At 45.5% G+C, this 23,898-nt stretch carries 23 protein-coding genes and 1 tRNA gene; 16 read left to right on the top strand and 8 right to left on the bottom strand.

The window, feature by feature from the left end; translation table 11 throughout:
* The first annotated feature begins 15 nt into the window (after window positions 1-15).
* Together B9G69_RS09630 and B9G69_RS09625 are read left to right on the top strand one after the other, a co-directional pair.
* A complete protein-coding gene (locus B9G69_RS09630) occupies window positions 16-687 on the top strand; it encodes a hypothetical protein (protein ID WP_088615219.1) in 672 nt (223 codons plus the stop codon).
* Window positions 688-694: 7 nt separating this feature from the next.
* Window positions 695-1,348, top strand: a complete 654-nt coding sequence (locus B9G69_RS09625; protein ID WP_088615220.1) for a hypothetical protein — start codon at window positions 695-697, stop codon at window positions 1,346-1,348.
* Here the strand turns inward: B9G69_RS09625 and B9G69_RS09620 are convergent.
* Window positions 1,345-1,695, bottom strand: a complete 351-nt coding sequence (locus B9G69_RS09620) for an HNH endonuclease (RefSeq protein ID WP_088617152.1) — start codon at window positions 1,693-1,695, stop codon at window positions 1,345-1,347. The two genes, B9G69_RS09625 and B9G69_RS09620, sit on opposite strands and share 4 nt — an antisense overlap.
* 402 nt (window positions 1,696-2,097) lie before the next feature.
* On the opposite strand from B9G69_RS09620, the gene B9G69_RS09615 reads away from it, so the two are divergent.
* The gene (locus tag B9G69_RS09615) at window positions 2,098-3,249 is read left to right on the top strand and encodes a cyclic nucleotide-binding domain-containing protein (RefSeq protein ID WP_088615221.1); all 1,152 of its coding nucleotides are present in this window, start codon (window positions 2,098-2,100) and stop codon (window positions 3,247-3,249) included.
* A 2-nt stretch (window positions 3,250-3,251) separates the two neighbouring features.
* Window positions 3,252-3,932: a PilZ domain-containing protein gene (locus B9G69_RS09610; RefSeq protein ID WP_088615222.1), complete on the top strand. Its 681-nt coding sequence runs from the start codon at window positions 3,252-3,254 to the stop codon at window positions 3,930-3,932.
* A 42-nt stretch (window positions 3,933-3,974) separates the two neighbouring features.
* Here B9G69_RS09610 and B9G69_RS09605 read toward each other — a convergent pair whose 3' ends face one another.
* A complete protein-coding gene (locus tag B9G69_RS09605) occupies window positions 3,975-5,879 on the bottom strand; it encodes an LTA synthase family protein (protein WP_088615223.1) in 1,905 nt (634 codons plus the stop codon).
* A 225-nt stretch (window positions 5,880-6,104) separates the two neighbouring features.
* On the opposite strand from B9G69_RS09605, the gene B9G69_RS09600 reads away from it, so the two are divergent.
* From B9G69_RS09600 to B9G69_RS09585, 4 genes are read left to right on the top strand one after another with little or no spacing between them, the layout of a single operon-like run.
* The gene (locus tag B9G69_RS09600) at window positions 6,105-6,332 is read left to right on the top strand and encodes a BolA/IbaG family iron-sulfur metabolism protein (RefSeq protein WP_088615224.1); all 228 of its coding nucleotides are present in this window, start codon (window positions 6,105-6,107) and stop codon (window positions 6,330-6,332) included.
* 25 nt (window positions 6,333-6,357) lie between these two features.
* Window positions 6,358-6,663 carry a Grx4 family monothiol glutaredoxin gene (gene grxD, locus B9G69_RS09595; RefSeq protein WP_088615225.1) on the top strand — a complete coding sequence of 102 codons (306 nt, stop codon included), beginning with the start codon at window positions 6,358-6,360 and terminating at the stop codon, window positions 6,661-6,663.
* Window positions 6,664-6,670: 7 nt separating this feature from the next.
* Window positions 6,671-6,880: a DUF2892 domain-containing protein gene (locus B9G69_RS09590; protein WP_088615226.1), complete on the top strand. Its 210-nt coding sequence runs from the start codon at window positions 6,671-6,673 to the stop codon at window positions 6,878-6,880.
* A gap of 9 nt (window positions 6,881-6,889) precedes the next feature.
* Window positions 6,890-8,275 (top strand): FAD-binding oxidoreductase, encoded by a 1,386-nt coding sequence (locus B9G69_RS09585; protein WP_088615227.1) that lies wholly within the window; start codon window positions 6,890-6,892, stop codon window positions 8,273-8,275.
* A gap of 11 nt (window positions 8,276-8,286) precedes the next feature.
* Here the strand turns inward: B9G69_RS09585 and B9G69_RS09580 are convergent, their stop codons facing one another.
* From B9G69_RS09580 to serA, 5 genes are all read right to left on the bottom strand, one after another.
* Window positions 8,287-10,029, bottom strand: coding sequence for a substrate-binding domain-containing protein (locus B9G69_RS09580; protein WP_141096911.1), 1,743 nt, complete (start codon window positions 10,027-10,029; stop codon window positions 8,287-8,289).
* Window positions 10,030-10,187: 158 nt separating this feature from the next.
* The gene (locus B9G69_RS09575) at window positions 10,188-10,985 is read right to left on the bottom strand and encodes a substrate-binding periplasmic protein (protein ID WP_088615229.1); all 798 of its coding nucleotides are present in this window, start codon (window positions 10,983-10,985) and stop codon (window positions 10,188-10,190) included.
* Between the two features lie 51 nt (window positions 10,986-11,036).
* Entirely contained in the window at window positions 11,037-13,160 is a 2,124-nt protein-coding gene (locus B9G69_RS09570) for a hypothetical protein (protein WP_265437709.1), read from the bottom strand.
* Window positions 13,161-13,359: 199 nt separating this feature from the next.
* Window positions 13,360-13,632, bottom strand: a complete 273-nt coding sequence (locus B9G69_RS09565; protein WP_088615231.1) for a hypothetical protein — start codon at window positions 13,630-13,632, stop codon at window positions 13,360-13,362.
* A 99-nt stretch (window positions 13,633-13,731) separates the two neighbouring features.
* The gene (serA, locus tag B9G69_RS09560) at window positions 13,732-14,937 is read right to left on the bottom strand and encodes a phosphoglycerate dehydrogenase (protein ID WP_088615232.1); all 1,206 of its coding nucleotides are present in this window, start codon (window positions 14,935-14,937) and stop codon (window positions 13,732-13,734) included.
* Window positions 14,938-15,042: 105 nt separating this feature from the next.
* On the opposite strand from serA, the gene B9G69_RS09555 reads away from it, so the two are divergent.
* The 6 genes from B9G69_RS09555 to B9G69_RS09530 all read left to right on the top strand — a co-directional run bounded on the left by B9G69_RS09555 (window position 15,043) and on the right by B9G69_RS09530 (window position 20,774).
* On the top strand, window positions 15,043-16,392 hold the full coding sequence (locus B9G69_RS09555) for a sigma-54-dependent transcriptional regulator (protein ID WP_265437708.1): 1,350 nt from the start codon (window positions 15,043-15,045) through the stop codon (window positions 16,390-16,392).
* A gap of 3 nt (window positions 16,393-16,395) precedes the next feature.
* Window positions 16,396-17,331 carry a phosphatidate cytidylyltransferase gene (locus B9G69_RS09550; RefSeq protein WP_088615271.1) on the top strand — a complete coding sequence of 312 codons (936 nt, stop codon included), beginning with the start codon at window positions 16,396-16,398 and terminating at the stop codon, window positions 17,329-17,331.
* On the top strand, window positions 17,328-18,113 hold the full coding sequence (locus B9G69_RS09545) for a lysophospholipid acyltransferase family protein (protein ID WP_088615270.1): 786 nt from the start codon (window positions 17,328-17,330) through the stop codon (window positions 18,111-18,113). The genes B9G69_RS09550 and B9G69_RS09545 overlap by 4 nt, the downstream gene beginning before the upstream one ends.
* A complete protein-coding gene (locus tag B9G69_RS09540; protein ID WP_088615269.1) occupies window positions 18,082-18,999 on the top strand; it encodes an MBL fold metallo-hydrolase in 918 nt (305 codons plus the stop codon). The genes B9G69_RS09545 and B9G69_RS09540 overlap by 32 nt, the downstream gene beginning before the upstream one ends.
* A 149-nt stretch (window positions 19,000-19,148) precedes the next feature.
* Complete coding sequence (locus tag B9G69_RS09535; protein WP_088615268.1) at window positions 19,149-19,856, top strand: hypothetical protein; 708 nt, start codon at window positions 19,149-19,151, stop codon at window positions 19,854-19,856.
* Window positions 19,857-19,940: 84 nt separating this feature from the next.
* Window positions 19,941-20,774, top strand: coding sequence for a YihY/virulence factor BrkB family protein (locus tag B9G69_RS09530; RefSeq protein WP_254916849.1), 834 nt, complete (start codon window positions 19,941-19,943; stop codon window positions 20,772-20,774).
* 60 nt (window positions 20,775-20,834) lie between these two features.
* Here B9G69_RS09530 and B9G69_RS09525 read toward each other — a convergent pair whose 3' ends face one another.
* The gene (locus tag B9G69_RS09525) at window positions 20,835-22,148 is read right to left on the bottom strand and encodes a hypothetical protein (RefSeq protein WP_088615267.1); all 1,314 of its coding nucleotides are present in this window, start codon (window positions 22,146-22,148) and stop codon (window positions 20,835-20,837) included.
* A 456-nt stretch (window positions 22,149-22,604) separates the two neighbouring features.
* On the opposite strand from B9G69_RS09525, the gene B9G69_RS09520 reads away from it, so the two are divergent.
* Window positions 22,605-22,681: transfer RNA gene (locus B9G69_RS09520), tRNA-Arg, on the top strand.
* Between the two features lie 153 nt (window positions 22,682-22,834).
* The gene (locus tag B9G69_RS09515) at window positions 22,835-23,869 is read left to right on the top strand and encodes a hypothetical protein (RefSeq protein WP_141096916.1); all 1,035 of its coding nucleotides are present in this window, start codon (window positions 22,835-22,837) and stop codon (window positions 23,867-23,869) included.
* Window positions 23,870-23,898 lie beyond the last annotated feature (29 nt).

Here is a 23,898-nt window from a genome sequence, read left to right as displayed (position 1 = left end):
TAGAATGCAGGCATTATGAACTATTTCGAATCCCCGCAGGCGACTTTCAAAAAGCTTGCGGAATCATTCACCGATTTGCTCGAGGGTGAAGGTATATTCCTTCGTCCTTACGCCAATCCAAATCTTATCCATTTCTGTCGCCTGACCCCCGACGAGCAACAAGATGTTTTGGCGCGCGTGAAGATGTATGTACTTGCCTGCGTTAAAGTAAAAGAAAATCACGGCGCGCTGAGTGATAACCGCCTAGCCATTGAAACCTTCCTGCATGTAACAGGTTTAAACGCCCGTTCTGAAGATTTGATGTTGATGAACGATGATCACCTGATCGAGATCTACAACAAAAATGGCATGCATTTATTCCGCTCTTTAAACATCTTTGAAATGAGCAGCTATACCTTCGAAGACCTCTGCTGCCGTCAATGGTTCCACCTTTATGAACGCCCGGCAGAGGCACAAGCAAAGATCGTCCAACTGGCTACTGAATTTTTCCTGCAAACAAATCCAACAATTATGCTCGCGGATCATGGTCCCATGCGTATTGTTGAAAAAGACACCTTAGAAAAGCTTATCTACATTGTCGAAACAAAGTATCTCATCCCCATCTTTAAAGGTGATTCTATCGAGGCGGTTCTCACTATTGTAATTAATTGGAATCCAGATACCATTCCGCAGTTTGTGAAGCCATAATAAATCCATGACATTGCAGGCTCTGTTTCGCTATTACGCACAGGCATTAACTGATCTTCTGGAAGAGGAAGGCATTGTATTTAGGGCCTATGCTGATCCCCTACTGCCCTATTTTTCTTTGCTTTCAAATGACGAACAACAAGCAGTGGTTGATAACATTCGATTGTATAGCGAGATCTGTTCCCGTGTGCATAAGCAAGATGGCTCCCTGACAGACAATGCTCATATGGTGAAAGCCGCTTTAGAAATCCTGGGTCTGACGGTGAAACAGGATGATTTATCCCTGATCGAGCCCGACCATTTCATCGAAATGTACGGGATAAATCATATCCAAATCTTTCGTTCCTTCAGTATTTTAGAAAACACCACTTATACCTTTGAAGATCTGGCCTGCAGAAAATGGTATCACCTGTATGAAAGAGCTCCTAAAGACCACCAAAAAACCACGGAAAAAGTCATGGAATTTTGGGGGCAAAAACCCCCTATTCGCATGGCTCCCGGCCTCGGAATTCAGGCTATTCAGGAAAAAGCCAGCTTGGAAAATCTGGTATGCATTTCTGAAATAGAATGGCTGATTCCCCTCTGGAAAGGCGATGATTTTGCGGGTGCTATGACACTGATTCGCGATCACGGTCGCGGCGCTAAGACAGGGAAAATTTAGTCTTCGGATTCAGGGGTTTCAGACACGCCTATTTCAGGGGAGATTTCGGTAGACGGAGAGCTGTTTTTTAGCTCATCCATAGCCATTTCTGCACGGGTTTTATAGCCCTTTTTGTTATTGCACTCCTTACAAGAGGGAACGCAATTATTCTTAGTGGATTTGCCTCCGCGGGCGATGGGAATTAAATGATCCATCGTCAATTCGGCTGCTTTAAACTTTTCCCCGCAGTGATAACAAAGACCTTTGCCAAGTTCCTGTCTCCACCATTGGCTTTGACGAAGCTCGCGAGCTTTCGCTTTTTCCTTTTTCTGGTGAGCCTCAGGGGCTGCGCTGAAGAAATAATCCATGGCCTTTTTATAGCGGAAACCCGCGCCAACAGCAATCCCACCCCGGCATTTACTTATAGATCCTATAATTTTTCTGATCTGGACAGAACTGAGGGCCTTTTGAATCCTGCCCCCTGGAGGAACTGAATGAGACTGACCGCTGCTTTGTGTATTCTGCCCCTGCTTTTTTCCCAACCAGCCCCGCGAATCAAGTCGTACCCGTTATTAACGACGATCCTTTGACCACCGAAACCTCAACGACATTCGCAAATTTTCCACTGGCTCAGAATGGGTCGACTTGGTGTTAGTGAAGAGATCAAAATCCAACTCGAAACTAGACCATAGTCACTCCTTAGGCTCCTCAATGTTGGCGGTGCTTAAGCCGATAACACTTACTGAGAAAATGTCCTAGAGGAGTGAGCTATGTCAGTGAAAAGCTTTAAAAAAGGCGAAGTCATCTTTAAAGATGGAGATAAAATCACCTCTGTTTATCTGATCCAATCCGGAGGCGCTTCACAGTGCTTAATCCGCGGAAAAAAGAACGTTGAGTTCTTTCAATTGGGGCCATCACACTTCCTGGGTGACCAAGTGATTTTAGGTGCACAAACTCATCCTACAGCTGCGATCGCAACTGCTGAAACAAAGGTTTTAGAAATCCCAGTTGATACATTAAAGCAGATGTACGAAGGCGCTCCGCAAATGTTGAAAGTGATCATCAAATCACTGGCAGAACGTTTGCGTATGGGTGTGAACGAAGTTCGTTCTGCTAAGCTTGAAAAAGATTCTTCCCCATGTCCTGAAGACCAAGTTGCGAAAGCATTTGGTGCCGTCTTTCATACTGCCAACCACAAGGGCGATAAAGAGGTTTTAAAAGGCCGTATCGTTGTTGAATGGACGATGATGAAACAATACGCGCAACGTGTATTTGGTGAAAGTCCAAAGCGTGTTGAGCAAGTGATCAATATCCTGGTGAAGCAAAAACTGGCTTTGTATGAAATGGGCAAACCTGCAGACAATCCAGAAGGAGCTGACGAAATCCAGAAAGTTCATTTCTTGGATTTAGGCCTGGTGGAAGCGTTCTTTGAATTCTTCCAATATTACTACTTTAAAGGTGCTGGTAAGTCGGAACTTCTTCGCGTGGATGAAGTATGTTTAAACCTGCTGGATGGTCTTTTGAAAGTCACTGGTGATTCACCGGATGTGGACCGTTTCGGCGTGACCAGCGTCGAATTTGCTAAATTTTCTGATTACTGCACCAACGAGTTAGGCTTTGCTTTAAATAACGATCACTTCACTCGCCTGGAAGGTAAAGGGATCTTTATGAAGCGCCGTACAGTGGGTGCCGGCGTATTATTGCAATTCGAAATCAAAGAATTCCGTTCGATGCTGCAAAGCTGGAAAATGCTTCGTGAGATCGATAAATGGAATGAACGCGGATACGTAGATTTGAACGAAAAAGAAGAAAAACCTAAGAAGAAATCAAACGGCCCTGAGTGCCCTCAGTGTAAATCTGAGGTTGTTGCCGGAGCTAAATTCTGTGGAGAGTGCGGCCATAAACTGGTCAGCGCGGCTTAGTGATGGGACCAGTTGTTGTATTCAAAGCCGTCAACGACGGCCAACAAAAGAAATACTTGTTCGAGCAGTTGACTGCCATCGAAGGAGCTATTCTTGTTAAAGGTTCCGAAGACGAAAGCGAACACGTCAACGCCGTATCGATGAATAATGCCGGCCAAATCCAGTGCATCATCACAGATGGCGGAAACTTTAAATTTTCTTTTAGTAAAGTTCTGACATGTTATTTCCGCGTGAATAATGAAAAGTATATGTTTGAAGCGACAGGCATTCCGTTTGAAGGCGGCGTAAACCTGACGATCAAAGATGTCTTTCACTTACAAAGACGTAAAAACTTCCGTTACACCCTGCCCACCGGCTTTCAAGCGGACTGTATGATCGCGACTTTAAACCAAGCAAGTTTCAATACGAATTTGCGTCTGATCGACCTTTCAACAGAAGGTTGTGCCGTTCTTTCCACTGCTGACATGCCAACAATGCGTTTGGATGACCGCGTGGAAGCCGTCATCTTTTTAGGTGATCGTGATCCAATTCCGGTACAAGGCTTCGTTAAGAATTTGCGTGTGCAAGGCGACGACATGGTTATCGGTTTAGAGTTCAATCACTTGGCCAACGCCAGCGAATTTGCCATCACCAGCGCCATCGTTGAAATGCAACGAACGGTCTATAAGAAAAAAGCTGCTTAGTAAAAGGTGCCACGGCACCTTTTTTTCCTACCTGGTACCTTTTTATAACGATGGGTAATACAGCTTATTGTCCCACATGCCTTCGTTGAAGTACTGGATGTTAGCTTTTAGTTTTAGAATCAATTCTTCTTTCCGGGCCGCAGGCTCTGACAACGGTTTTTTTCCATCACGATCATCGATTGCGAACATCTGTGGCTCACTTTGCCCCAAAGCCCAGCGGATGCGGTAGTCCTTGGCCATCAACTGATAGATACCATCGTTGAAGGTGACAGCGACTTTGTCGCCCTTCATAAAGATCGAACTGCCTAGATAGTTTTCTTCCTTTTGACGGATATTTAGGAAATCCAAAATCGTTGGCAGAATATCGATTTGCTGAACCACCATCTGCTCGTCCACTTTTGGAAACTTAAACGTCGGATGAAAGAAGAACAAAGGAACCTTGTAATCCCCCACCTCATTCGTAAATTCAGGGCGATAATGCAATGACGTATGATCCGCTGTTACGATGAACAAAGTGTCATTGTACCAAGGTTGCTTGGCTGCTTCAGCAAAGAATTTCTCGAGTGCCATATCCGTGTATGAAATCGTTTTCAAAATAGGAATGGATCCCTCTTTGAATTGATCCTGATACTTAGCCGGAACTTTAAAGGGCTGGTGAGAACTCAAGGTAAAGACCGAGGTCATGAATGGCTGAGGAAGTTTATTCACTTGAGTCAGCATCCATTGTAAGAACGGTTCATCCCAAATTCCCCACACACCGTCATCATCCGCGGAGTTGGCGTATTGAGTGGCCCCGAAATACTTTTCAACTCCTGCACTTTGCATGAAGGAATCAAAATACATCGTCCCGTTGTGTCCCCCATGAAAGAAACTTGTGGAATATTTTTTTTCGGCCAGTAAAGTTCCTAAACCCAAAAAATAATTAGCAGTAAAGTGCGAAGAAATAAAAGGCTCACTCATCAAAGCAGGAATACCGGCCATGATCGCGGCAACACCTTCGATCGAACGACGACCATTAGCGTAGGCGTGCTCAAACGTCAGGGATTTTTTCATCAATGAATCCAAGAAAGGAGTGCGAGAAACTCCATCCACAGGTCCCAAATACTCAGATCCAAAACTTTCCAACATCACAATCACGATGTTTTGTGGTTTCGCAGGACGATCTTTTAAAACGGATTCCCTCAAAGAACCGTTCAACAGACGCAACATATCCTCTTTGTTCGCGAAATACTTTTCGTGTTTGATCTCGTTACGGCCATAGCTTTTGATAAATGTGAATGTCGAATTCAAGACCAAGTTGTTCAACAAAGGCGCCGTGAACACATTCGCGTTCACAAAATTAATGGGCTTACGTTGAAAACCGCCGCGAATACCGAGCACTGCGAATGCCAATACCAAGAAGCAAACCAAACTATGGGCCACCCACGCTTTTCCGCTGCTGACCCAATGAATATTCCCGGGGCGACGCAAAATCTTCCAGGCCAAAATCATAAAGGTCGTAACGATCAAAGTATTGATCAAAAACAGCAACCAATAGCTGCCAATAAAGTTCAGCATCTTGCCTTGCGCTTCATTCAAAATAAAAATCGTATCGTAAGTAAAACGGCGACCGACAAAATTGATGAATTCTGTATCAACCAAATTCAGAATTAAAAAAGGCACATTGATTAAACAATAGAGGCCCCAAGTAACCTTTTCCCAAAGCGGATTCCAAGATTTCGGCCACGGAATAAGTGCCAACAACAAGGCAGGAGCTGCTCCACAAAAAGCCGCCGAAAGGTCAAAACGCATCCCCACAAAAAATGACCAGAGCAAATCCGAGACCGATTTAGAATGAAATAAATTCCAATTCCAAAGCAAAAACTCCACCCGAGCCAAGGTATAAAAAACCATCGTAACTAGAATGAGACCCAAAATCTTAACAAGCCGCTGAGAATGTCCAAACATAGCCCAGCATCCTACACCGCCGCATCAAGTCAAACAAGACCCACCGCCACGCCAATCACCCCGAGTTCCAAATCCCCAACCCACTTGCGAGCAGCAGGATTGGCTATATCAAGGCGCGAGGCGGAAGGCGTACTCCCCGTACGCCGACAACGAGCAACGAAGAGATAGCCAATCCTGCAAGCGCCCACTGGACTTGGGAGTGGGCCTCTGGTACGTTCCCTCCCTATGACTCAAGAACAAATGCAAAAACGTCTCGAAGAAAATTACCCTCAGTGTAAGATTGAAGTGTTCGATTTAACTGGCACTCAAGATCACTGGGAAGTTTACGTGGAAAGCTCGAAATTCGCGGGCCTCACACGTATTCAACAACACCAACAAGTGATGGCTTGCTTTGGACCAGAATTGAAAACTGGTGAAGTGCACGCACTCTCCATCAAAACAAAAATCGTTTAAGATAATTATTCAAAGAGGAAATTTTATGTCTCCAACTCTACAAAAAATCGACGGTATCGTTAAAGGTAACAAAGTAGTGCTTTTCATGAAAGGCACTCAACAATTTCCAATGTGCGGTTTCTCTGCACGTGCTTGCGCGATCCTTCAAGATCTTGGTGTTCAATTTCACGATGTAAACGTTCTTGAGGACGAAGAAATTCGTGCGGGCATTAAAGAATACGGCAACTGGCCGACAATTCCTCAATTGTATGTAAATCACCAACTTGTTGGCGGTTCTGACATCATGATGGAAATGTACCAATCTGGTGAATTGCAAGAGCTAGTAAAGTAAGCAAACCATGAGATGCAATGTTGCCCTTTGGGACCGCATCTTAAGGTTTTTGATGGGCGTAGGCTTGACGGCCTACGCTATCGCCGGTGGTCCGTTCTGGACTTACATCGGTATTTACGGTTTGTTCACTGCGGCTTGGGGCTTGTGTCCTATCTACGCATTCTTTAGAATAAGAACTCTGAAAGATTTTTACCGACCCGTTCACGACCAGGAATAGGATTACAGCATGTCATCAGCAGCCCTCCTCGAACTTGATAGCTTTCTAAAAAAAGACCAAATCAAAACCGACGAGGAAAGTTTAAAATACTGGGGCAAGGATTGGACGACCTATTTCGATATCAAGGCATCCGCCATCGTTTTTCCTCACACAACTGAAGAAGTTGCTGCCCTTGTTAAATGGGCACGCAAAAATAAAATCGCATTGGTACCATCAGGGGGTCGCACAGGCTTATCGGGCGCAGCGGTCGCAACCCAAGGTGAAGTTGTTGTTTCTTTTGATCAAATGAACAAGATCAAAGATTTTAGTGCTGTTGATCAAACAGTGGTGATTCAAGCAGGGGTTGTCACGGAAACTCTGCAAGAGTTTGCTCACTCCAATAATTTATTTTATCCAGTGGATTTCGCGGCGACGGGTTCATCACAAATGGGTGGAAATATTTCGACCAACGCAGGCGGTATTAAAGTGGTTCGCTATGGTCTGACACGTGACTGGGTGGCTGGTCTGAAAGTTGTGACTGGAACTGGCGAAATTTTAGAACTGAATAATGGCCTGGTAAAAAATGCGACTGGTTATGACCTTCGTCATTTGTTCATCGGTGCTGAAGGAACATTGGGTTTTATCACCGAGGCGACGATTCGTTTGGCGCCGGCGCCGCCACCCATGAAAGTTTTGGTGATGGCAGTCAGCGGCCTTGAAGCCGTGATGAAAATATTTGGCAAATTTAAAACTCAAACGTCTTTGGTGGCGTTTGAAATGTTCTCGGACAAAGCTTTGGCTAAAGTTCTAGAAAACACGGGATTGCCGGCACCCCTTGAAACCTCCGCCTCATTTTATGTTTTGGCGGAAGTGGAAATCCGATCTGAAAACGACGAGGAAAAAGCTTTAGAAGTTTTCGGCCATTGTGCTGAAGACGGCTGGGTTATTGATGGCGTGATCTCTCAATCAGATACACAGGCGACGACGTTTTGGAGATATCGCGAAGACATCTCTGAATCATTGGCAAAATATTCTCCGTACAAAAATGACATCTCCGTGGCGATCTCTAAAGTTCCACCGTTCATGGCAGACCTAGAAAAAGTTTTAGCCAGTGCTTACCCTGATTGGGAAGTTGTGTGGTTCGGTCATATCGGCGATGGGAACTTGCACATAAATATCTTGCGTCCGCAAGGAATGAGCAAAGAAGAATTCGTTCAAGAATGTCGCAAAGTCGATGTGATGGTTTTTGATGCGGTTAAAAAGTATCAGGGTTCCATCAGTGCCGAGCACGGGGTCGGTTTGACCAAGAAGTCTTTCCTAAACTACACACGCTCTAGCGCTGAAATTGAACTGATGAAGGGGATCAAAAAAGTATTCGATCCCGATAACATCATGAATCCTGGAAAAGTCATTTAAGCTGCACTGATCTAGTACTCAAAGTCAGACCAGTCTTTAAGATTATATTTCGTCAGTATTTTCTGAAGCTGATCTGATTTTCTTGCTTGAGCCAACCACACCTGCAAACGAAGCGGATGATCCGCAAACGCCGGCGGGCTTTCGGCGGCTACCAAACTTAACGTATTAAATCCAGTCAGAGACGTCGCTTGCAACTCCAAGCTCAGCAACTGTCTGCGCTGTTGAGTATAACGAATGACGTTGTAATCACCTAGCGCCACGTCCACGCGACGCTCTCCGATGACTTTAATTACTTTTTCCGCGACATCTACGCCTTCAAGTTTGATGGATTTTTTGAACTCTTCTGGGTCTAAGCTAAAATCATTTTCCTGTCCCAGATTTGCAAATGCCACGCGCAGATTCTCCAAAGAGTTTTTATCCACCACTCGCATCTTAATACCTGGAGTGAAAAGGGCCCCTGTGTAACTTACGCCCAATTTGGAACGTGCGATTTGATAGCCGGGCTGGTAGCGAACCAAATAGCTGGGCATCACCGCAAAATCGATCTTTTTGGCCTTTAAGGCTTTGGCAAGCTCGTCATTTTTAGTATTAACGATCTTCAGTTTGAAATTATTTTTCTGGGCCATGTCTTTCAAAATATCAAAAACGTAGCCACTCCACACATCCGCTCCACGATCACACAGGTAAGGGCAATGAGCTGCCATTCCGATGCGAACTGTGGCACCACCGTAATCGCCTTGAATTTGTTGAGATCCTGAGGCTCGGGGATCTGGAAAACTTTTTGGCGGAGGTGCTGGCAGCGCCAACCACCCCTTAAATTCCGAAACCGTTTCCCTAGTCACGGGGAATGTAGGAATCAAAACTTTAGGTGTCACCGGAGTTCCAGAGAAATGGGCAATCAACTGTCGCGCAATTTCACGGCCCATTTCGGCGCAGTATTGGGCCGAATCGATCACCGTCAGACGACGCTCTTTGATATTCGTAACAGCCACGGGGTCACCATCAATAGAAGCATGAATGACTTCACGACGACCTTTGTTCCATAGCTTCTCAACGACAGTATTTCCACCACCGTCATTCACACTAAAAATTAAATCAATGCTGCGTTTTTTAGGAAACTCTTTCATCATGCTGTTCACAGCATCACCAGCAGCCAAGGGATCAATCGCTTCGTACCGCTTTAAAACAACGAATTTTCTTTTGCGACTGCGAAGAGCATCAAAAAATCCATCAATGCGGTTAATCACCGCCGAAACACGGGTGTATTCAAAAATCACGATTTTGATTTCGTGATTTTTGGGGAAAAGACTTTCCACATAAATTCCGTTGTTCCACCCGGCTTGATAATTATCACTGGCGACGTAAGATGCCACTTTTCCGTTAAGCACGAACTGGTCAAAGGTGAAAACAGGGATTTTTTTTAAAGCTGCATCTTGAGTCGCGCGACTGACGGTGGAAATATCTGCAGGCTGAACGATCAGCGCATCGGGATTCAGATCAATTGCATTTTCCATCTGATGAATCTGATTCATGACTCCCAGATGTCCTTCCCCCGCCACATGGGGAATCAGTTGAATAATCTGCTTGGCTGACTCGTTGTATTTTTTAATTTCTTCTTCAAACCCGCGTCTCATAGCAACTTGGGCTTCGATTCGGTTGCTCCAATAGAATACATGTACAGAAAGGCTTTTAGCCTCAGCTCCAAGGCTCGCGATTAATAAAAACAAAGATAAGAATGCTTTGAGTGGTCCCACGGTGGAGACCTTATCAAAGTTTTATTGGTAACTCTCTGATTCTCGACATTAAAATTCAGTTATTTACCACGGAGCATTGTTGACCTCAGTGAAGTCATTCTAAAACAGTGACGTCGAGAATGGAAAAACGGGATCGGAATATTGTCCACAGAATGATTTTATTTCGATTTTGCATCCCCGGTTCGAGGATGATTAGGAATAGTTAGGAGCTTATTAAGAGTGCCATCGGCTTTCATGTCTTTCACAGCTTCTTCTATTTTCGATACATCGCTTTTAGACATGCGTCGATTTGAGTAGACATAACCCACCACAGATTTTTTATCCGGATCATCGATCGATTTCGTCAGTTTTTCTAAACCATTCACTTGGACATAGTATTTCGTACTCATGCTGGGAAACATCACCGCTTGAACTCGTTTCGCTTTAAGCATTCGAAAAAGTCCATCAGGATCGGGAACGCCAATGGTCCTTTCCTCTGAAATAAGCAGGTCATATTCTTCTTTGGTAAAACTGGATTGCGAGCCAATCATCACTCCGAATTTTATCGATTTATCTTTGATAAAATCATCAATGTTGGGATGCTTACTTTCAATCGAAGATAGAACCTTCAATGCTCTTTTGGCTTCTAATATCGGAACGAAATTTGCGGACCCCTCAAACTCAAAAAGCGAAGCCGTAAAGAAAAAAAGATCTAACCGTCCCAACTTCATTTGAGAAATCGCAGAAGGCCTCGCATACACCGTTTCTATAAAAGTACAACCGGTGCGGCGAGCTAACTCCTGGGCGAACTCATGCCCGATTCCTTTCACCTGACCATCTTCGCGATAATACGTCGGAACGTAATTTGCCAAGCCCACTTCAAAGCGACGGGTGCATTTTTCTGTTGCCGCAAAGGCATACTTGAACATGCCCCAAAGCATGGCCAGCACGATAAAAGGAATTAATTTTGCCATCATATGCACATTCTAAACGTGGGACCGAAGGGAATCAGTCTGTAAAAAGACATGCTAGTTTGTAAGTGGCGCCACACAACGGAAGCCATGGGCCCCATCACTAAAGGTGCGACTGTAGTCAAAGTCGATGGCAAAGATGCCGGCCTCGCGACCGTTACTAGCACTGCCACCTCTGAAAATCGCACTGGCGGGACGAGCATTGCTTAGGTATGCATAACCGAAGCCACAACGTTCCGTTGTGTTAGAAGGATCTGCACAAGTTTTTCCTTGAGCTCCTAAAAGCATTTTAAAAAAACTTCCGTCGATCATCGCCGACAAGAAATCATTCGTGCCGGTATAACTATCCGCATAGGTGTCCTTCACGCCTTCCCACGAGCCCCCCGAGAAATCCCAAAGCACGGAACCGTTACTTAGCTGGTGAGTACGACGGAAATTATGCCAGACTGAATCGGAGCAAGAACTTGCCGCCGCCGGATATGTAAAGCCCGGTAGGTTTACACAAGCCTCGGAGTCATCTGTGGATGCTTCCAATTGATTCGTGCTGGAGCGGTTCCCCTGATTGACTTGTCCTGTGCCAACGGTACCGCTGCTCCAATTTGAACCCAAAGATGAAATGTTACGAGCGACTGTATTCCACTGCGTGTTGTTGATCAGGTCATAACCAGAACCCAAGGCCTGACACTCGGAAATCATTTGATCCACATTCAACAAACGCCACGGGGTGCCGTCTGCACGGGATTCCGCCACATAGGCTGCGCTATAAGTTTGATACCCGTCAGAATTTCCATAAATCTTCATCTCAAATTTTGCCAAACAGAATTCGCCTTGCAAAGTTCCATTTTCACCGGGAACTAAGACGTAATTCGAGGGACACAAAAGGCTCGTCGAAATCTTCCAAGTCGTCGTGTAAGCCCCCGCTGTGATCGTCGAAGTCAAAGTTCCCGAAGCCGGGGAAAAAGCTTTTAATGACAACGTATCCCCCACTGTAGCGGATACCGAGGCACCCGCTGCTGCCCAATTTGCACATGGGGAAATACACACTTTTGCTCCATTCGTGACAGCCACCGTCACGGCACCTGTGCCACCTGCCAAGGTGAACGAGTCACTGGTAAACTCTGTGGATGGCGTCGCGTTTTCCAACGACTTGACATAGAAAGGAACTAGGGAGCTGGTCCACGTGACTGATGCAGAGGAGGATGTATTGCCCGCTTTATCACGCGAGCGAACCTCCATGCGGTAAGGGGTCCCATCCACCAATGTCAGACCGGTTAATTGCAGTAAAGGTCCCGCACCCACAGACTGCCACGCTTGAATTTCGGCCGAATCACTGACCCGCACTATCCGGGCCTGATAATCTAAAAATCCACTGTGGGTCGCATCAGCTACTTCATTCGCACTGATATTTTTTACGAAAACTTTGGGAGAGAAAGAATTGGAACCCGCTCCCTCTGCACCCTCTGCCTGCGCAATCACGGGCGTGGCGCTGGCCGTGGAGTCCAATACCACACTGATATTTACGCAAGTAGATTCGTGGGAGAAACGATCCTGATATTTTACAGAGACGTCTTTTAAACCATCACTCGCCGTCAAAGCCCAAACTTTAGCAGCCGCGAAAGGTTCATAAGAACCTGAAGCACAGGTTGCGGAGTTTGAAATCTGCATCTCATATAAAGTCGCATCCACGGCGCTTAAATTAAAAGTGGGAGATGAGCTCTTCACGAAATTGACAGAGCTGCCGTCTGTATAATCTGCCACCACCGTCAGTGAGGGACTTGTCGGCGCCGAAGTATCCAACAACACTGTCGTACTAACACAGGAAGTGATTGCACCTGATGCATCTTTAAACTGGGCGGACACGTCCTTGGTTCCATCCGAAGCCGTCAAAGCATAGCCAGTGACCGTCGAGGCATAGGCAACCCAGGTGCCGCCACTGCAGTTCGCATTGTTAGTGATTTTCATCTGTGTCGGCGTGATGGATGAAGAGGAAAGCGTCAGATTGGGAGTGGAATTATCAGTTACTTTAAGACCCGAAACGGTCAAGGTTCCGTCAATGGCGATAGCCTCCGGGCCGAGAGCATCAGACGACCCTAAGGATACTAAGCTCACATCCATGGTACAGGCTGTAAGGACGCCCGCCAATATAGCGATAGTTGAACGGAACCAGACAGATAAATTCACCGATACGACCCCAAAAAGTATGAGATATTTATCGGCTTTTCATGAGGTCCACTGAATCCGGGTTCTCGGTTTGAGGCAGGAAATTTTACAGAATTTTTACCAGAATAGAAGTAAACTCAGCTCTGAGTTTCTGCTCTATGGTTTCATAATGACAAAAACTAAAAAGGCCCCGGGATACGGAGCCTTTCTCGATTCTCTTTTAGTTGTTTGTGCCTTGCGCACCCGCTGCATTGATAGCCATGCAAACGGCTGAATTACGGTAACGGTAGCCTTCCCAGCGTCTTGAAGGGACACAAGTCAAAGTGCCGCAGTCTTCACCGGGAACAATTTCACCATCAATTGCCATCATCACTTGGTTTCTTACACACCAAGAATCACCCATTGGTTCATCATTGCCTCCATAAGGCTCCACTTGAAAAGCCAACGCCGGTACTGCTGTAAAAATAGACAATGCGATCAACAATGATTTCACGGGAACCCCCACTTAATTTTTCGAGGTTCCGGATGTACCACGGGCTGCTGTTGGGAACAACCCAGCTTGCAAAAATGTTACAGATGTAACGACAACGCGTTAATAAACAACACGCGTGCGGATCGAACGATCCAACTTGCCGATCTGATCCGCCAAAGCCTGAACCTGAGCCGAATGCACATCCATGACCAGGTAACCGATTTCTGGGTCTGTTGAAAGGTACTGACCTTCGATATTCGCACCGGCTTTCGAAATGATACCATTGATCTCTCCCAATACTCCGGGCTCATTACGATGGACGTTCAACAACCGAGATGTCCCCTGCTTAACGGGCAAATCAACATTTGGGAAGTTCACGGCACCCGACGAGGAACCAATGCGCAAATACCGTCGGAAACTTTCCGCAACCTCCAGGCCGATCGCATATTGGGCCTCTTCCGTACTGCCCCCGATATGGGGAGTTAGGATGACGTTCGGTAGCCCCTGCAATGGAGAGGTAAATTTAACCTTGTTGGACGCGGGTTCTTCAGGAAACACGTCAATGGCGCAACCTGCGATATGCTTTTCTTTCAATGCTGCCACGAGATCTTCGATGACCACCACAGTTCCGCGGCTGGCGTTGATCAAGTGCGCACCTTTTTTCATCCACGCAAGCTCCACTTTCGTGATCATGTCCTTGGTCTCAGGAGTTTCAGGAACATGCAAGGTGACAAAGTCAGACTCTGCCAGCAATTCACCCAAGGTTGCTTTACCAACGGCATTTCCTAGGGGAAGTTTTTTAACGATGTCATAAAATATCACGCGAAGGCCCATTGCCTCGGCCAAGACACTCACCTGACTGCCGATGTGACCGTAACCCACGATTCCCAAAGTTTTTCCGCGCACTTCATGCGCGCCTTCCGCTGATTTCACCCAGCCACCCAAGTGCGCCTGAGTATTGCGATCTCCCAGTTGACGAGATAAGGAAATCATTTCTGCAATGACCAGCTCCGCAACCGAGCGCGTGTTGGAGTGAGGTGCATTGAAAACCGGAACGCCCCATTTGCGGGCGTTCTTTAAATCGACTTGGTTTGTGCCAATACAAAAACAGCCGATGGTCAGCAGATGCTTATTAGCCTCTAAAATTTTTTGAGTGATTTCTGATTTCGAGCGAATGCCCAAAACATTGTAGTTTGGAAGAATTTTTAAGAACTCTTCTTCTGTAGGCGCATGAGTAATTAAATCCACTTTGAAACCTTCATCAGAAAGTCTCTCTTTGGCGACGGTGTGGATATTTTCAGTCAGAAGAATCTTAAGCTCACTCATGCGGCCTCCAAGTACGTAGTTTAGAGCCAAAACGTGGCGGTCGTCACTACTGACCATAGGCATCAAGGGTGGTCAAAGGACCTTCGCCGAGCCATCCTATACTCTATGGCAAAAACTCGAGCATTTTCCCTACTCATTGTCGATGACGACAACCTCATCCACCAATCATTGAAGATGAGTCTGCCCTCACACTGGAAAGTTTTTTCTGCACAAAAGCTGGAGGCTGTTCAGTTCGAGCGCTTTTACAATGCTGCCTTCGTCGACATGCACCTCGAGCCCAACAAAGCGGCAGTCGGTCCTCAGATCATCGAAAAACTTATGAAACACAATCCGCAACTTGAAGTCGTTGCGATGTCAGGTGATTTGAGTCGCGAGCTCATGGAGTCTTGCCTTAAGGCTGGGGCCCAACGTTTTCTAGCAAAACCACTGATGCCTGAAGAAATCACGATGGTGCTTGAAAAAATTGAAGCGCTATGGGATTTGCGAACCGTCGATCCAAGTGCCGACCGCAACTCTATTCGCTGGGTGGGACAATCCAAAGAATCCCAAGCGATTAAAAAACGCCTGGCAGATCTGCGTGGCGAAACGAAACCCGTTTTAATCGAAGGTGAAACCGGTTGTGGTAAAGAAGTGGTTGCCAAACTTTTGCACGAGCAGGAGGGTGAAAGACCCTTCATCGCCGTCAACATCGCAAGCATCCCTGACAACCTTTTTGAATCAGAAATGTTTGGTCACGTCAAAGGGGCCTTCACGGGAGCGGATCAAAATAAAATAGGCTTGGCTGAAGCCGCCAACGGTGGCGATTTGTTTTTAGATGAAATCGAAGCGTTGCCCTTAACTCAACAAGCAAAGCTTCTGCGCTTTTTAGAAAGCGGTGAAGTTCGCAAAGTGGGCGCGAAAGAACCTGTCACGGTGAAAGCTCGTGTCATTGTTGCTTCAAATAAACCCTTGGATAAAATGGTCGCAGCTGGGGAGTTTCGCGAAGACCTTTTGTACCGCTTGGCTTCGCAGAAAATTCAATTGCCTCCTTTGCGAAATCGTCTGGAAGACATTGATGAGCTGGCCCAACATTTCTTAGCCATGGAAAGACCTCGTCGTAACAAACAGTTTACAGAAGATGGCTTAGCTGCTTTAAAAACATACAACTGGCCCGGAAATGTGCGCGAGCTCAAGCGTGTTTGTGAACAATTGAGCTTAACGTCCCCGTTGCCCTTTATTCGTGCAGAAGATGTGAACAAGTGGTTAACTCCGGCGGCGACTCCGGCTAAAGCACCTTCCTATACAGTGATTGATTTTGCAAAGGGCTTAAATACTTTGGTTGATGAGTTCGAGGCCCATGTGATACGCACGGCAATGAAACAAACGAAAAATATTGAAGAGGCTTCACAGCTTTTGCAGATTTCAAGATCGAATCTTTATAAAAAGATCAGCGATTATAACATCCAAGAGGAATAGATCATGGATTTTCAACTTCCCATCACACTGAATATACCTGCTGCATGGGAATCCCATATCTATCGCCAAACAGTCTTGATTGTTCTTTCAATCATCTTTGGCTCCGGTGCCATCGTCTTTTTCTTCCGTAACAAGAACTATTACTTTGTGCAGTCATGGGCCAGCATCAAAAGCTGGTTGGTGGCAGCGCCCATTATGTTCATTGTCATGGGGCTACCGACACCATGGCCCTTGATCTGTTTGACGTGCCTTGCAATCTTGGGTGCTAAGATCTTTTTCCAAATCATGGGTATGTTCCACCGAAGCAATTTCGTTTTAATTTGCTATGCGGGAATCATCGGTTTGGCAGCGTGTATTTATTTTGATCGCGAAGATATCTATAACGTGATGCCTATGATCGTATTAGGCGTTTCCTGCTTAGTTCCACTGATCCGAAACTCTTACAAGCGCATGATTCAGTACATGTCTTTGACATTACTGGCGTTCATTTTTTTGGGATGGTCTTTCATGCACTTGGGGTTAATCATGAAATTCCCAAATGGAATTTACCAATTAATGTATTTGATCATCTTGACTGAGTTCTGTGATAACACAAACTTGGCGGTGGGTCGTTATATCGGTGGCTGGAGACTTTTTCCATCTATAAACGCTCGTCGTACTGTGGGCAGTACCGCCGTTTCAATTCTTTTGACACTTTTCCTTGCGGGCAGCATGCGCTTCTTGCTTCCGGATGGGTCTGATAAATACTGGTTGGCTTCGGGATTGATTGCGTCGTTAGGCGGTTTTTTAGGTGACTTGGTGATGACAGTGGTACGTCGTGATGCGGGCATGAAAACTGTCGGTCCTTTCATTATAGGCCGTGGTGACTTCCTTCATCGTGTGGACCGCTTGATCTTCGTCGCTCCCATTTATTACTACGTGATGACGGTTCTGCTATGAAGGATTGGGATTACGAAAATGAGCAGTGGACCAAGCTGCCTGGATATTTAAAACATCTGCCACTATTCACTCGCCACATTGATTTTTTCAGTGTGTGCATGCGTTTTTTGTGGTCACTGATTTTAAAAAATATCATCTTTAAGTTTTACATCCGTTTGAAAGTCACAGGTGTGCCTTTCAAAACAGTTTACGAAAAACACCCTAAGCTTATCATTATCAGCAATCACGCCAGTCACTTGGATGCGGTTTCTTTGACAGCCTCGATTCCGCGTATTTACTGGTTGACGGTATATATTGCTGCGGCAAAGGACTATTTCTTTTCAAATCCCCTGTTCATGTTTTTTTCACAACACTGCTTGGGCGCAATTCCTATTGATCGTAAAGACCGTAAGGGTGAAGCGGTTAATCTGATTTTAAAACTGCTAACTGAGCTGCCACGCATGTGGTTGATCATTTTTCCTGAGGGCACTCGCTCGCAAACAGGTAAGGTGCAGATGTTTAAACGGGGTGTTTCTATCTTTTCCGAGAAAACTCAAACCCCGATTCTGTTCACTTACCTAGAAGGAAACTCGGATCTTTGGCCTAAGGGTCAGTTCTTTGCAAAGCCGGGCCGTTTGGTTTTACACGTTGGTCCCGTACATCCACCGGGGCCTATTGAAGAGGTGTATGCTGCTTACAAGAGCTGGGTGATGAGTTTTCATCCTGAGGCTTTCCCCGTGGAAGCTGGAATCGAAACGAAGGAGAACGCCGATGACATTAGCAATCCCTCAGAACAAGTTTGAAGTCGAGAAACGAAGTTTAAAAATCGGCCCTTATGATGTTTGCTCTGTTCCAACCGGTTTGTTCGGCCTGGATGGTGGCGCGATGTTTGGAACAGTTCCTAAAGTTTTATGGGAAAAAACCAATCCCACAGATGATAAAAATCGCATTCAAATGGAAGCTCGCGGATTATTATTAAAATCCCCTGGTTGCAACGTTTTGATTGATACGGGAAATGGCGCTGACTTCGTCGCTAAATACGGTGATAAGTTAGGCAACAAATTTGCTGAAATGTATGGCATGGATCAGGCCGGTCCGTCTTTGATGAAATCATTGAACTCTCACGGTTTAAAAGCTGAAGACATTCACCACGTCATTATCACTCACTTCCACTTTGACCATGCCGGCGGTGGTGTGACGGAGCAAGGTGGAAAACTGGTTCCAACATTTCCCAATGCGACTTACTGGGCGCAAAAAGGAAACCTCGAGGTCGCCACCCATCCGAACTTGCGTGAAAAGGCCAGCTATTACGCCGCTAATTTTCAACCCTTGATAGATGCAGGTGTTTTAAAGTTATTGGATGGTCCCACTGAAAACTTCATCCCCGGGATTTCCTGCGTAATCTCGAACGGCCACACTCAATCTCAACAAATTATTAAAGTCACCGATGGACAAAATACGTTGATGTATTGTGCGGATATGGTTCCCACCAGTACTCACGTTAAAATCCCGTGGTTAATGGGTTATGACCTCCAGCCACTGGTTCTGATGGAAGAAAAAACCAAACATTTAGGCGAAGCTGCTGATGGGAAATGGTTCCTTTTCTTTGAGCATGATCCTTATTGTGATGCTGCTTTAATAGAAAGAAATGGCCACGATTTCTCGGTTCAAAAAAGATTCTGGCTGTAATTGACGAACTTTTTTTCTCTTTTTCCATGGGGCCGCTCACCGCCCCATTTGGAAACGCTCTATTTTGAGAATGCCATTTTGTTTATCAAAACTCCCGCCGATAGGCTTGTTATGCTGATGATATTCAGACATTTACAAGAGGGACAACAATGAGAAATGTACTCGTTCTAGCAGCACTCAGCTCCTTGATGATTTCATGCGCGTCGATCAAATCGATGTTTGGCTCTTCCGAAGAAACTCCACAAACGCAGGAGCAACCCAAGCCACCAGATCCATTAGATCTACCTGACGAGGACTCTGCAGAGCGCGTAGCCCCTGCTCCCTCCGCCGAAGGCCAACCGGCTCAAGCCGCTGCCGGTAATGGTGCCGAGCTTTCTAATCACTCGGACCCCGCTGTTGCTGAGGCAGCCAGTGAGCTTGCCGCACAAACACAAAGCCCGGCTAATAATATTTCAGGTGTAAACGAAAACCTTCCGCCGAAAGTTATTAACGAAGAAATGCGTCAGTCTTACGGACACGTTGAAGCGCCACCAATCTATAATACGAACTCTTATGCAGATGCCCCTGCTAAAAAGAGCAAGAAGGCTGCGATAGAGAAAAAATCCAAAGGTAAAAAAGAAGTCGCTAAGAAACCCAAAGTCGATTGCAAAAAAGTCGCTAAAGCTGGCAAGAAAGCTAAGAAAACAGACGTAGCTTACTGCAAAGCTGAAAAGAAAGCTCAAGCTGCAGCTAAGAAACCAAAAGTGGACTGCAAAAAGGTTGCTAAGGCTGGCAAGAAAGCTAAAAAAGCCGACGTCGCATTTTGTAAAGCAGAGAAAAAGAAAAAGGGTTCAAAAAGCCGCGTCGCTAGCAAATAAAACTACGACGGTTAACAAACTAATTTCTGAAGGGATGCCCGACCGGCATCCCTTTTTTAATGCACTTTTTTCGAATTAGCCGCTATGGTGAAATCAGGAACGGCTATGGTTGGAAAAATTAAATCGAATTTTAAAAATTTTTGGGGTGTGATCAGGGACACTGTCCAGCAGATGCAGGATGGTGAGTTGGCACTGGTTGCAAGCTCCCTTTCGTTTTCCACGATTGTGGGAATGGTGCCATTCCTTGCTGTTGTAACAGCGACTTTTCAATCCATCGGTGGCTTTGAAGCCCTTTATCCAAAAGTTGAATTTTTTCTGTTGATGAATCTTCGTGAAGCTGCGGGCAGCGACTTAACAAAATATCTGCGCATCTTTTTGAAAAACATCAATGCAGGTAAGGTTGGTACAACGGGTGCAGTATTTCTGTTCATCACCTCTTTGCGCCTGCTTCACGATATGGAAGTTGGAATTCACCGAGTTTGGAATCAAAAAAACACGCGCCCATTTTACAAGCGTTTGATTTATCAATGGGTGCTGATTCTGTTGATTCCTGTATTCCTGGCAATTTACGTGGGCTTTAATACTTTAGATCAATTCCAAGTCGTTCGAAAAGTACTGCCGAGTGGCGCGATGAACGCAACGGTTCTGCTTGCAAGTTTATTCTTAATTTATAAGTTAGTACCAGATTTGCCCGTGCACTGGCGTTCCGCCTTTGTAAGCTCCCTGTTGGCCGCTGTGGGTATGTTTGGTGTTCACAAGGGCTTTTCCTACCTGACTGCAGGGGTTTTTAATTATAATAAAATCTATGGCTCTTTCGCTGCCATTCCGATCTTAGCCCTTTGGATATTGTCATTATGGTATGTGATCTTGGCCGGCGTCGCACTTTGCGCAAGTCTGCAAAAACGTCACATTACATAACAAAAAAAACCGAGCGCCCTCTTGGCCCTCGGTTCTTCACAAAACGTTCGTTTATGGGTTTTAGAAATCAATAATATCGTTTAAGGCATTAGCTGTTGCCGTTACCGTCACAGCCTTAAATCCGCCCAAACCTGCTGCCACATACAAAGTACCTGTATATGTTAAGCCTGTGGAAAGGACGTTTTGGTAATATAAGTTATTCGCTGACACAGGAGTGCTGAAGCCGAAATAACCCATGTAAGCCACTGCCACTTTTTGACAAGCAGTCGTCGCTCCAACGGAAGATTTCAAGAAGCTATAGACACGAATACCTGCAGCACCCGAAGCCGTGAAAATCATACCAGGACCGAAGACCGCTGCATTCGTTACTGTTTGCGTAGGATCTGGAAGTCCCAAAGACGCATAGTTCGCATATTGGTAAGCCGCTTGAGAAGCCGCAATTTGCATATCAGCAGCACATACAACGTGGAAACCACCATCCCCTGTTGTTACCAGAAGAAATTCACCGGATCCACTCGCGACAACTGTCGATTTGGAGTTAGCAATAGTTGCACCACCAAGAGCTCTCGTCGCGAGCACGTTACCACTTGTATCGTAAGACGTGACAGCTCCTGGCTGACCCGTCACCACATAGTACTTGCCTGTTGCCGAACTAAAGGCGATATTACGAGCATCTGATGCAGTCGCCGTAATTGGGTTTGCCAAAGTCGTACTATTCAACAACGCTAAACCACCCGCACTGCCTGATGTTGTTCCTATGTTCGCAGCCGTCCCATCGAACGCAACCCCAGTACCTGCGTAACTTGGAATATCTGTTTGAGTTGAATTCAAAGAAAAACCTAACAGACCAAATGTTCCGGTCATCAATTTTGAACCAATATTTTCTTTTGCACCAACAAGGGCGAACTTGCCACTGCTGTGCATAGCCAGACCATTCACCTCGGTATCAGTTAAGTACTGCGAGCCCAGTAAAAGCGGAGCCGCAATTGTTGTTACGTCAACATAGTCTAACCAGCCCTTATCCACAGCCCCTGGAACGTTGTAACCCGTGATCACTTTACCGCCATAGGATTTCAAGTCTGCAGCATATAATTGAACGCCATCAGTGCTTGTCGTTGCTGGAGGCAGGATCGATAACGCGAGTGAAATCGATAATGCTGATGCTTGAGAGGAAATCGCGTTTGGATCCACCTCAAACGTTGTATTATTCGGGTCATCGACGAATTGCGCAGAACCTTCTTTACTAAAGCGCGGATCCAAAGTGCTGGAGGCACTCGTTCCGCCCTTACTACAAGCGCTGTTCATAAACAGCATCCCGAGGGTTGCCGCTGTCAGGGCGGTTTTCATCAGAATTACGTTCAGCTTCTTTTTCATAAAAGTTTTCTCCTAATCAACATGCAACTTATCGGCGAAGTTTTTCGCAGCATTTGTTACAACCAAACAATTATTTGGTAACATGAGAACGCTCTACATAACTGTTTTATTCAGAGAGAAACTTTCCAGATCCGCGCGATAATGAAACGCAACTTCTCAAGGAATATTGAGATGTCTTCAAGGAACGTTGAGAAGTCACAACAATTACTAAACTTAAAAAAGATTATCTCGCAAGTTGAAGCTACCCAAAATGGGTGATCCCGGTGCGACTCGAACGCACTCTCGATGAAGCGCTGTTTCGAATTCTCAGGAACGTTTAAATAAGTTTGAAGACGTAAATTTGCTCCCAGAGCCCATAGACTTATCGCGTCAAAGAGTAAAAAGTGCGGTCAGGGGCTTGGAAAATCGGAATCAATTTGCTAGTTTGTGCCCCTTCAGCGATATTAGATCGCAAGTGGTTCCGTAGCTCAGCTGGATAGAGCATCTCCCTTCTAAGGAGAGGGTCGTACGTTCGAGTCGTACCGGAATCACCATTTTCAAAACCCCGTTCAGGGGTTTTGTCATTTCAGGCCCTCCACTTTCCAACTGCAAGTCAGCAAAAGCCAACATGTGTACTTGTTAAAAAGCTTCACGGCGTTCTGATAATAGGACTTTTGAAGAACATTAGGAGCCATTCTATTAAGTCTTTGGGTTTCTTTCTATTAACGGTAAACGCATTTATTCTGGGCTTCAGTAGTTTCTCCTTTGCACAAAATGTCGAGGAAATTCGAAGCAGCACCGAAAACGCTAGGCTGTCGGAGCTATTACCAGAACAAATAAGTGATTCAGCTGCGGCGACCGTCGCCCGATTCACGACTTTGCAAATTACCGATGGAAACCATATCGAGCATCGCGAAGACCGCGTCGGAGTCGCCTACGTATCCAATAAACTAATCCAAATAATGGGCGTGGATTATAGTAAATTATGGGGTGATTCGACTTGGCTAAAATATCGTGGATCGAGAGTCATGGGATTCAGCGACCTAAGACCTCATCAAAACATTTTATTAACAACGATACTTGGTACTGGCCAATTACAATTGGAAGAATTCCAACACAAAGTGTATCTGACGGAGAGAGTCCTCCCCCTCTGGAAATTTAAAGTCGATTACACTCTTAGCTTTCACACCCATCTTCGCGCTGAATATAACAATGACTTTTCCTTTATGGGTTGGCTGGATCAAGGCGACCAATCTCAGATCATGGAGTTAAAAAGTCTTTTCCTGGAGATTGACACTTTTGAATTTGCAAACTGGCAGTTTCGCTTAAACGCCAGACAAGTCCATTTTGCTGACTCCAATTCTCAAAGAATTTATGATGGATTAATCTTAAGAGAAATTCATTCCGTCCCTTTTATTTTAAAATTGGGAGTTGGCGGAAACACAATGGGGTTTCATCAGCGATTAAAAGGCTATTGGTGCCCAGAGCAATTTGCGACATATGGATTAAGGATGATCGCTCAAAAAGATTTCTTAACCCACTGGAATTTAGAAACTCGACTAAGTCATGGGTTTCATCAGGAAAAAGACCATCCTCCTGGTAAAGAAACAACCACAGAATTGTATCTTCGCTATCGCACACCTTCTCGTTGGTTCTTCAGTATTAACGCAAATATCCTAGATGTTGAGAGCGGCGCTTGGTGGAAGAATGATTTAAGTATGAATCTGGAAATTCCCATCTAAAAAGCCGCTGGAAAGGGTCCTTTGCCAGT

It is taken from the genome of Bdellovibrio sp. SKB1291214, from assembly GCF_002209355.2.
Classification (GTDB): domain Bacteria; phylum Bdellovibrionota; class Bdellovibrionia; order Bdellovibrionales; family Bdellovibrionaceae; genus Bdellovibrio.
This window is presented reverse-complemented; position numbering and strand designations above follow the sequence as displayed.

Bases quoted from the DNA above. Each gene is read 5' to 3' on its own strand.
- B9G69_RS09630 (WP_088615219.1), top strand. From the start codon at position 16: ATGAACTATTTCGAATCCCCGCAGGCGACTTTCAAAAAGCTTGCGGAA.
- B9G69_RS09610 (WP_088615222.1), top strand. From the start codon at position 3,252: ATGGGACCAGTTGTTGTATTCAAAGCCGTCAACGACGGCCAACAAAAG.
- B9G69_RS09585 (WP_088615227.1), top strand. From the start codon at position 6,890: ATGTCATCAGCAGCCCTCCTCGAACTTGATAGCTTTCTAAAAAAAGAC.
- B9G69_RS09535 (WP_088615268.1), top strand. From the start codon at position 19,149: ATGAGAAATGTACTCGTTCTAGCAGCACTCAGCTCCTTGATGATTTCA.
- serA (WP_088615232.1), bottom strand. From the start codon at position 14,937: ATGAGTGAGCTTAAGATTCTTCTGACTGAAAATATCCACACCGTCGCC.
- B9G69_RS09545 (WP_088615270.1), top strand. From the start codon at position 17,328: ATGAAGGATTGGGATTACGAAAATGAGCAGTGGACCAAGCTGCCTGGA.
- B9G69_RS09550 (WP_088615271.1), top strand. From the start codon at position 16,396: ATGGATTTTCAACTTCCCATCACACTGAATATACCTGCTGCATGGGAA.
- B9G69_RS09620 (WP_088617152.1), bottom strand. From the start codon at position 1,695: ATGGATTATTTCTTCAGCGCAGCCCCTGAGGCTCACCAGAAAAAGGAA.
- B9G69_RS09625 (WP_088615220.1), top strand. From the start codon at position 695: ATGACATTGCAGGCTCTGTTTCGCTATTACGCACAGGCATTAACTGAT.
- B9G69_RS09555 (WP_265437708.1), top strand. From the start codon at position 15,043: ATGGCAAAAACTCGAGCATTTTCCCTACTCATTGTCGATGACGACAAC.
- B9G69_RS09590 (WP_088615226.1), top strand. From the start codon at position 6,671: ATGAGATGCAATGTTGCCCTTTGGGACCGCATCTTAAGGTTTTTGATG.
- B9G69_RS09605 (WP_088615223.1), bottom strand. From the start codon at position 5,879: ATGTTTGGACATTCTCAGCGGCTTGTTAAGATTTTGGGTCTCATTCTA.
- B9G69_RS09600 (WP_088615224.1), top strand. From the start codon at position 6,105: ATGACTCAAGAACAAATGCAAAAACGTCTCGAAGAAAATTACCCTCAG.
- B9G69_RS09575 (WP_088615229.1), bottom strand. From the start codon at position 10,985: ATGATGGCAAAATTAATTCCTTTTATCGTGCTGGCCATGCTTTGGGGC.
- B9G69_RS09615 (WP_088615221.1), top strand. From the start codon at position 2,098: ATGTCAGTGAAAAGCTTTAAAAAAGGCGAAGTCATCTTTAAAGATGGA.
- grxD (WP_088615225.1), top strand. From the start codon at position 6,358: ATGTCTCCAACTCTACAAAAAATCGACGGTATCGTTAAAGGTAACAAA.
- B9G69_RS09530 (WP_254916849.1), top strand. From the start codon at position 19,941: ATGGTGAAATCAGGAACGGCTATGGTTGGAAAAATTAAATCGAATTTT.
- B9G69_RS09525 (WP_088615267.1), bottom strand. From the start codon at position 22,148: ATGAAAAAGAAGCTGAACGTAATTCTGATGAAAACCGCCCTGACAGCG.
- B9G69_RS09540 (WP_088615269.1), top strand. From the start codon at position 18,082: ATGACATTAGCAATCCCTCAGAACAAGTTTGAAGTCGAGAAACGAAGT.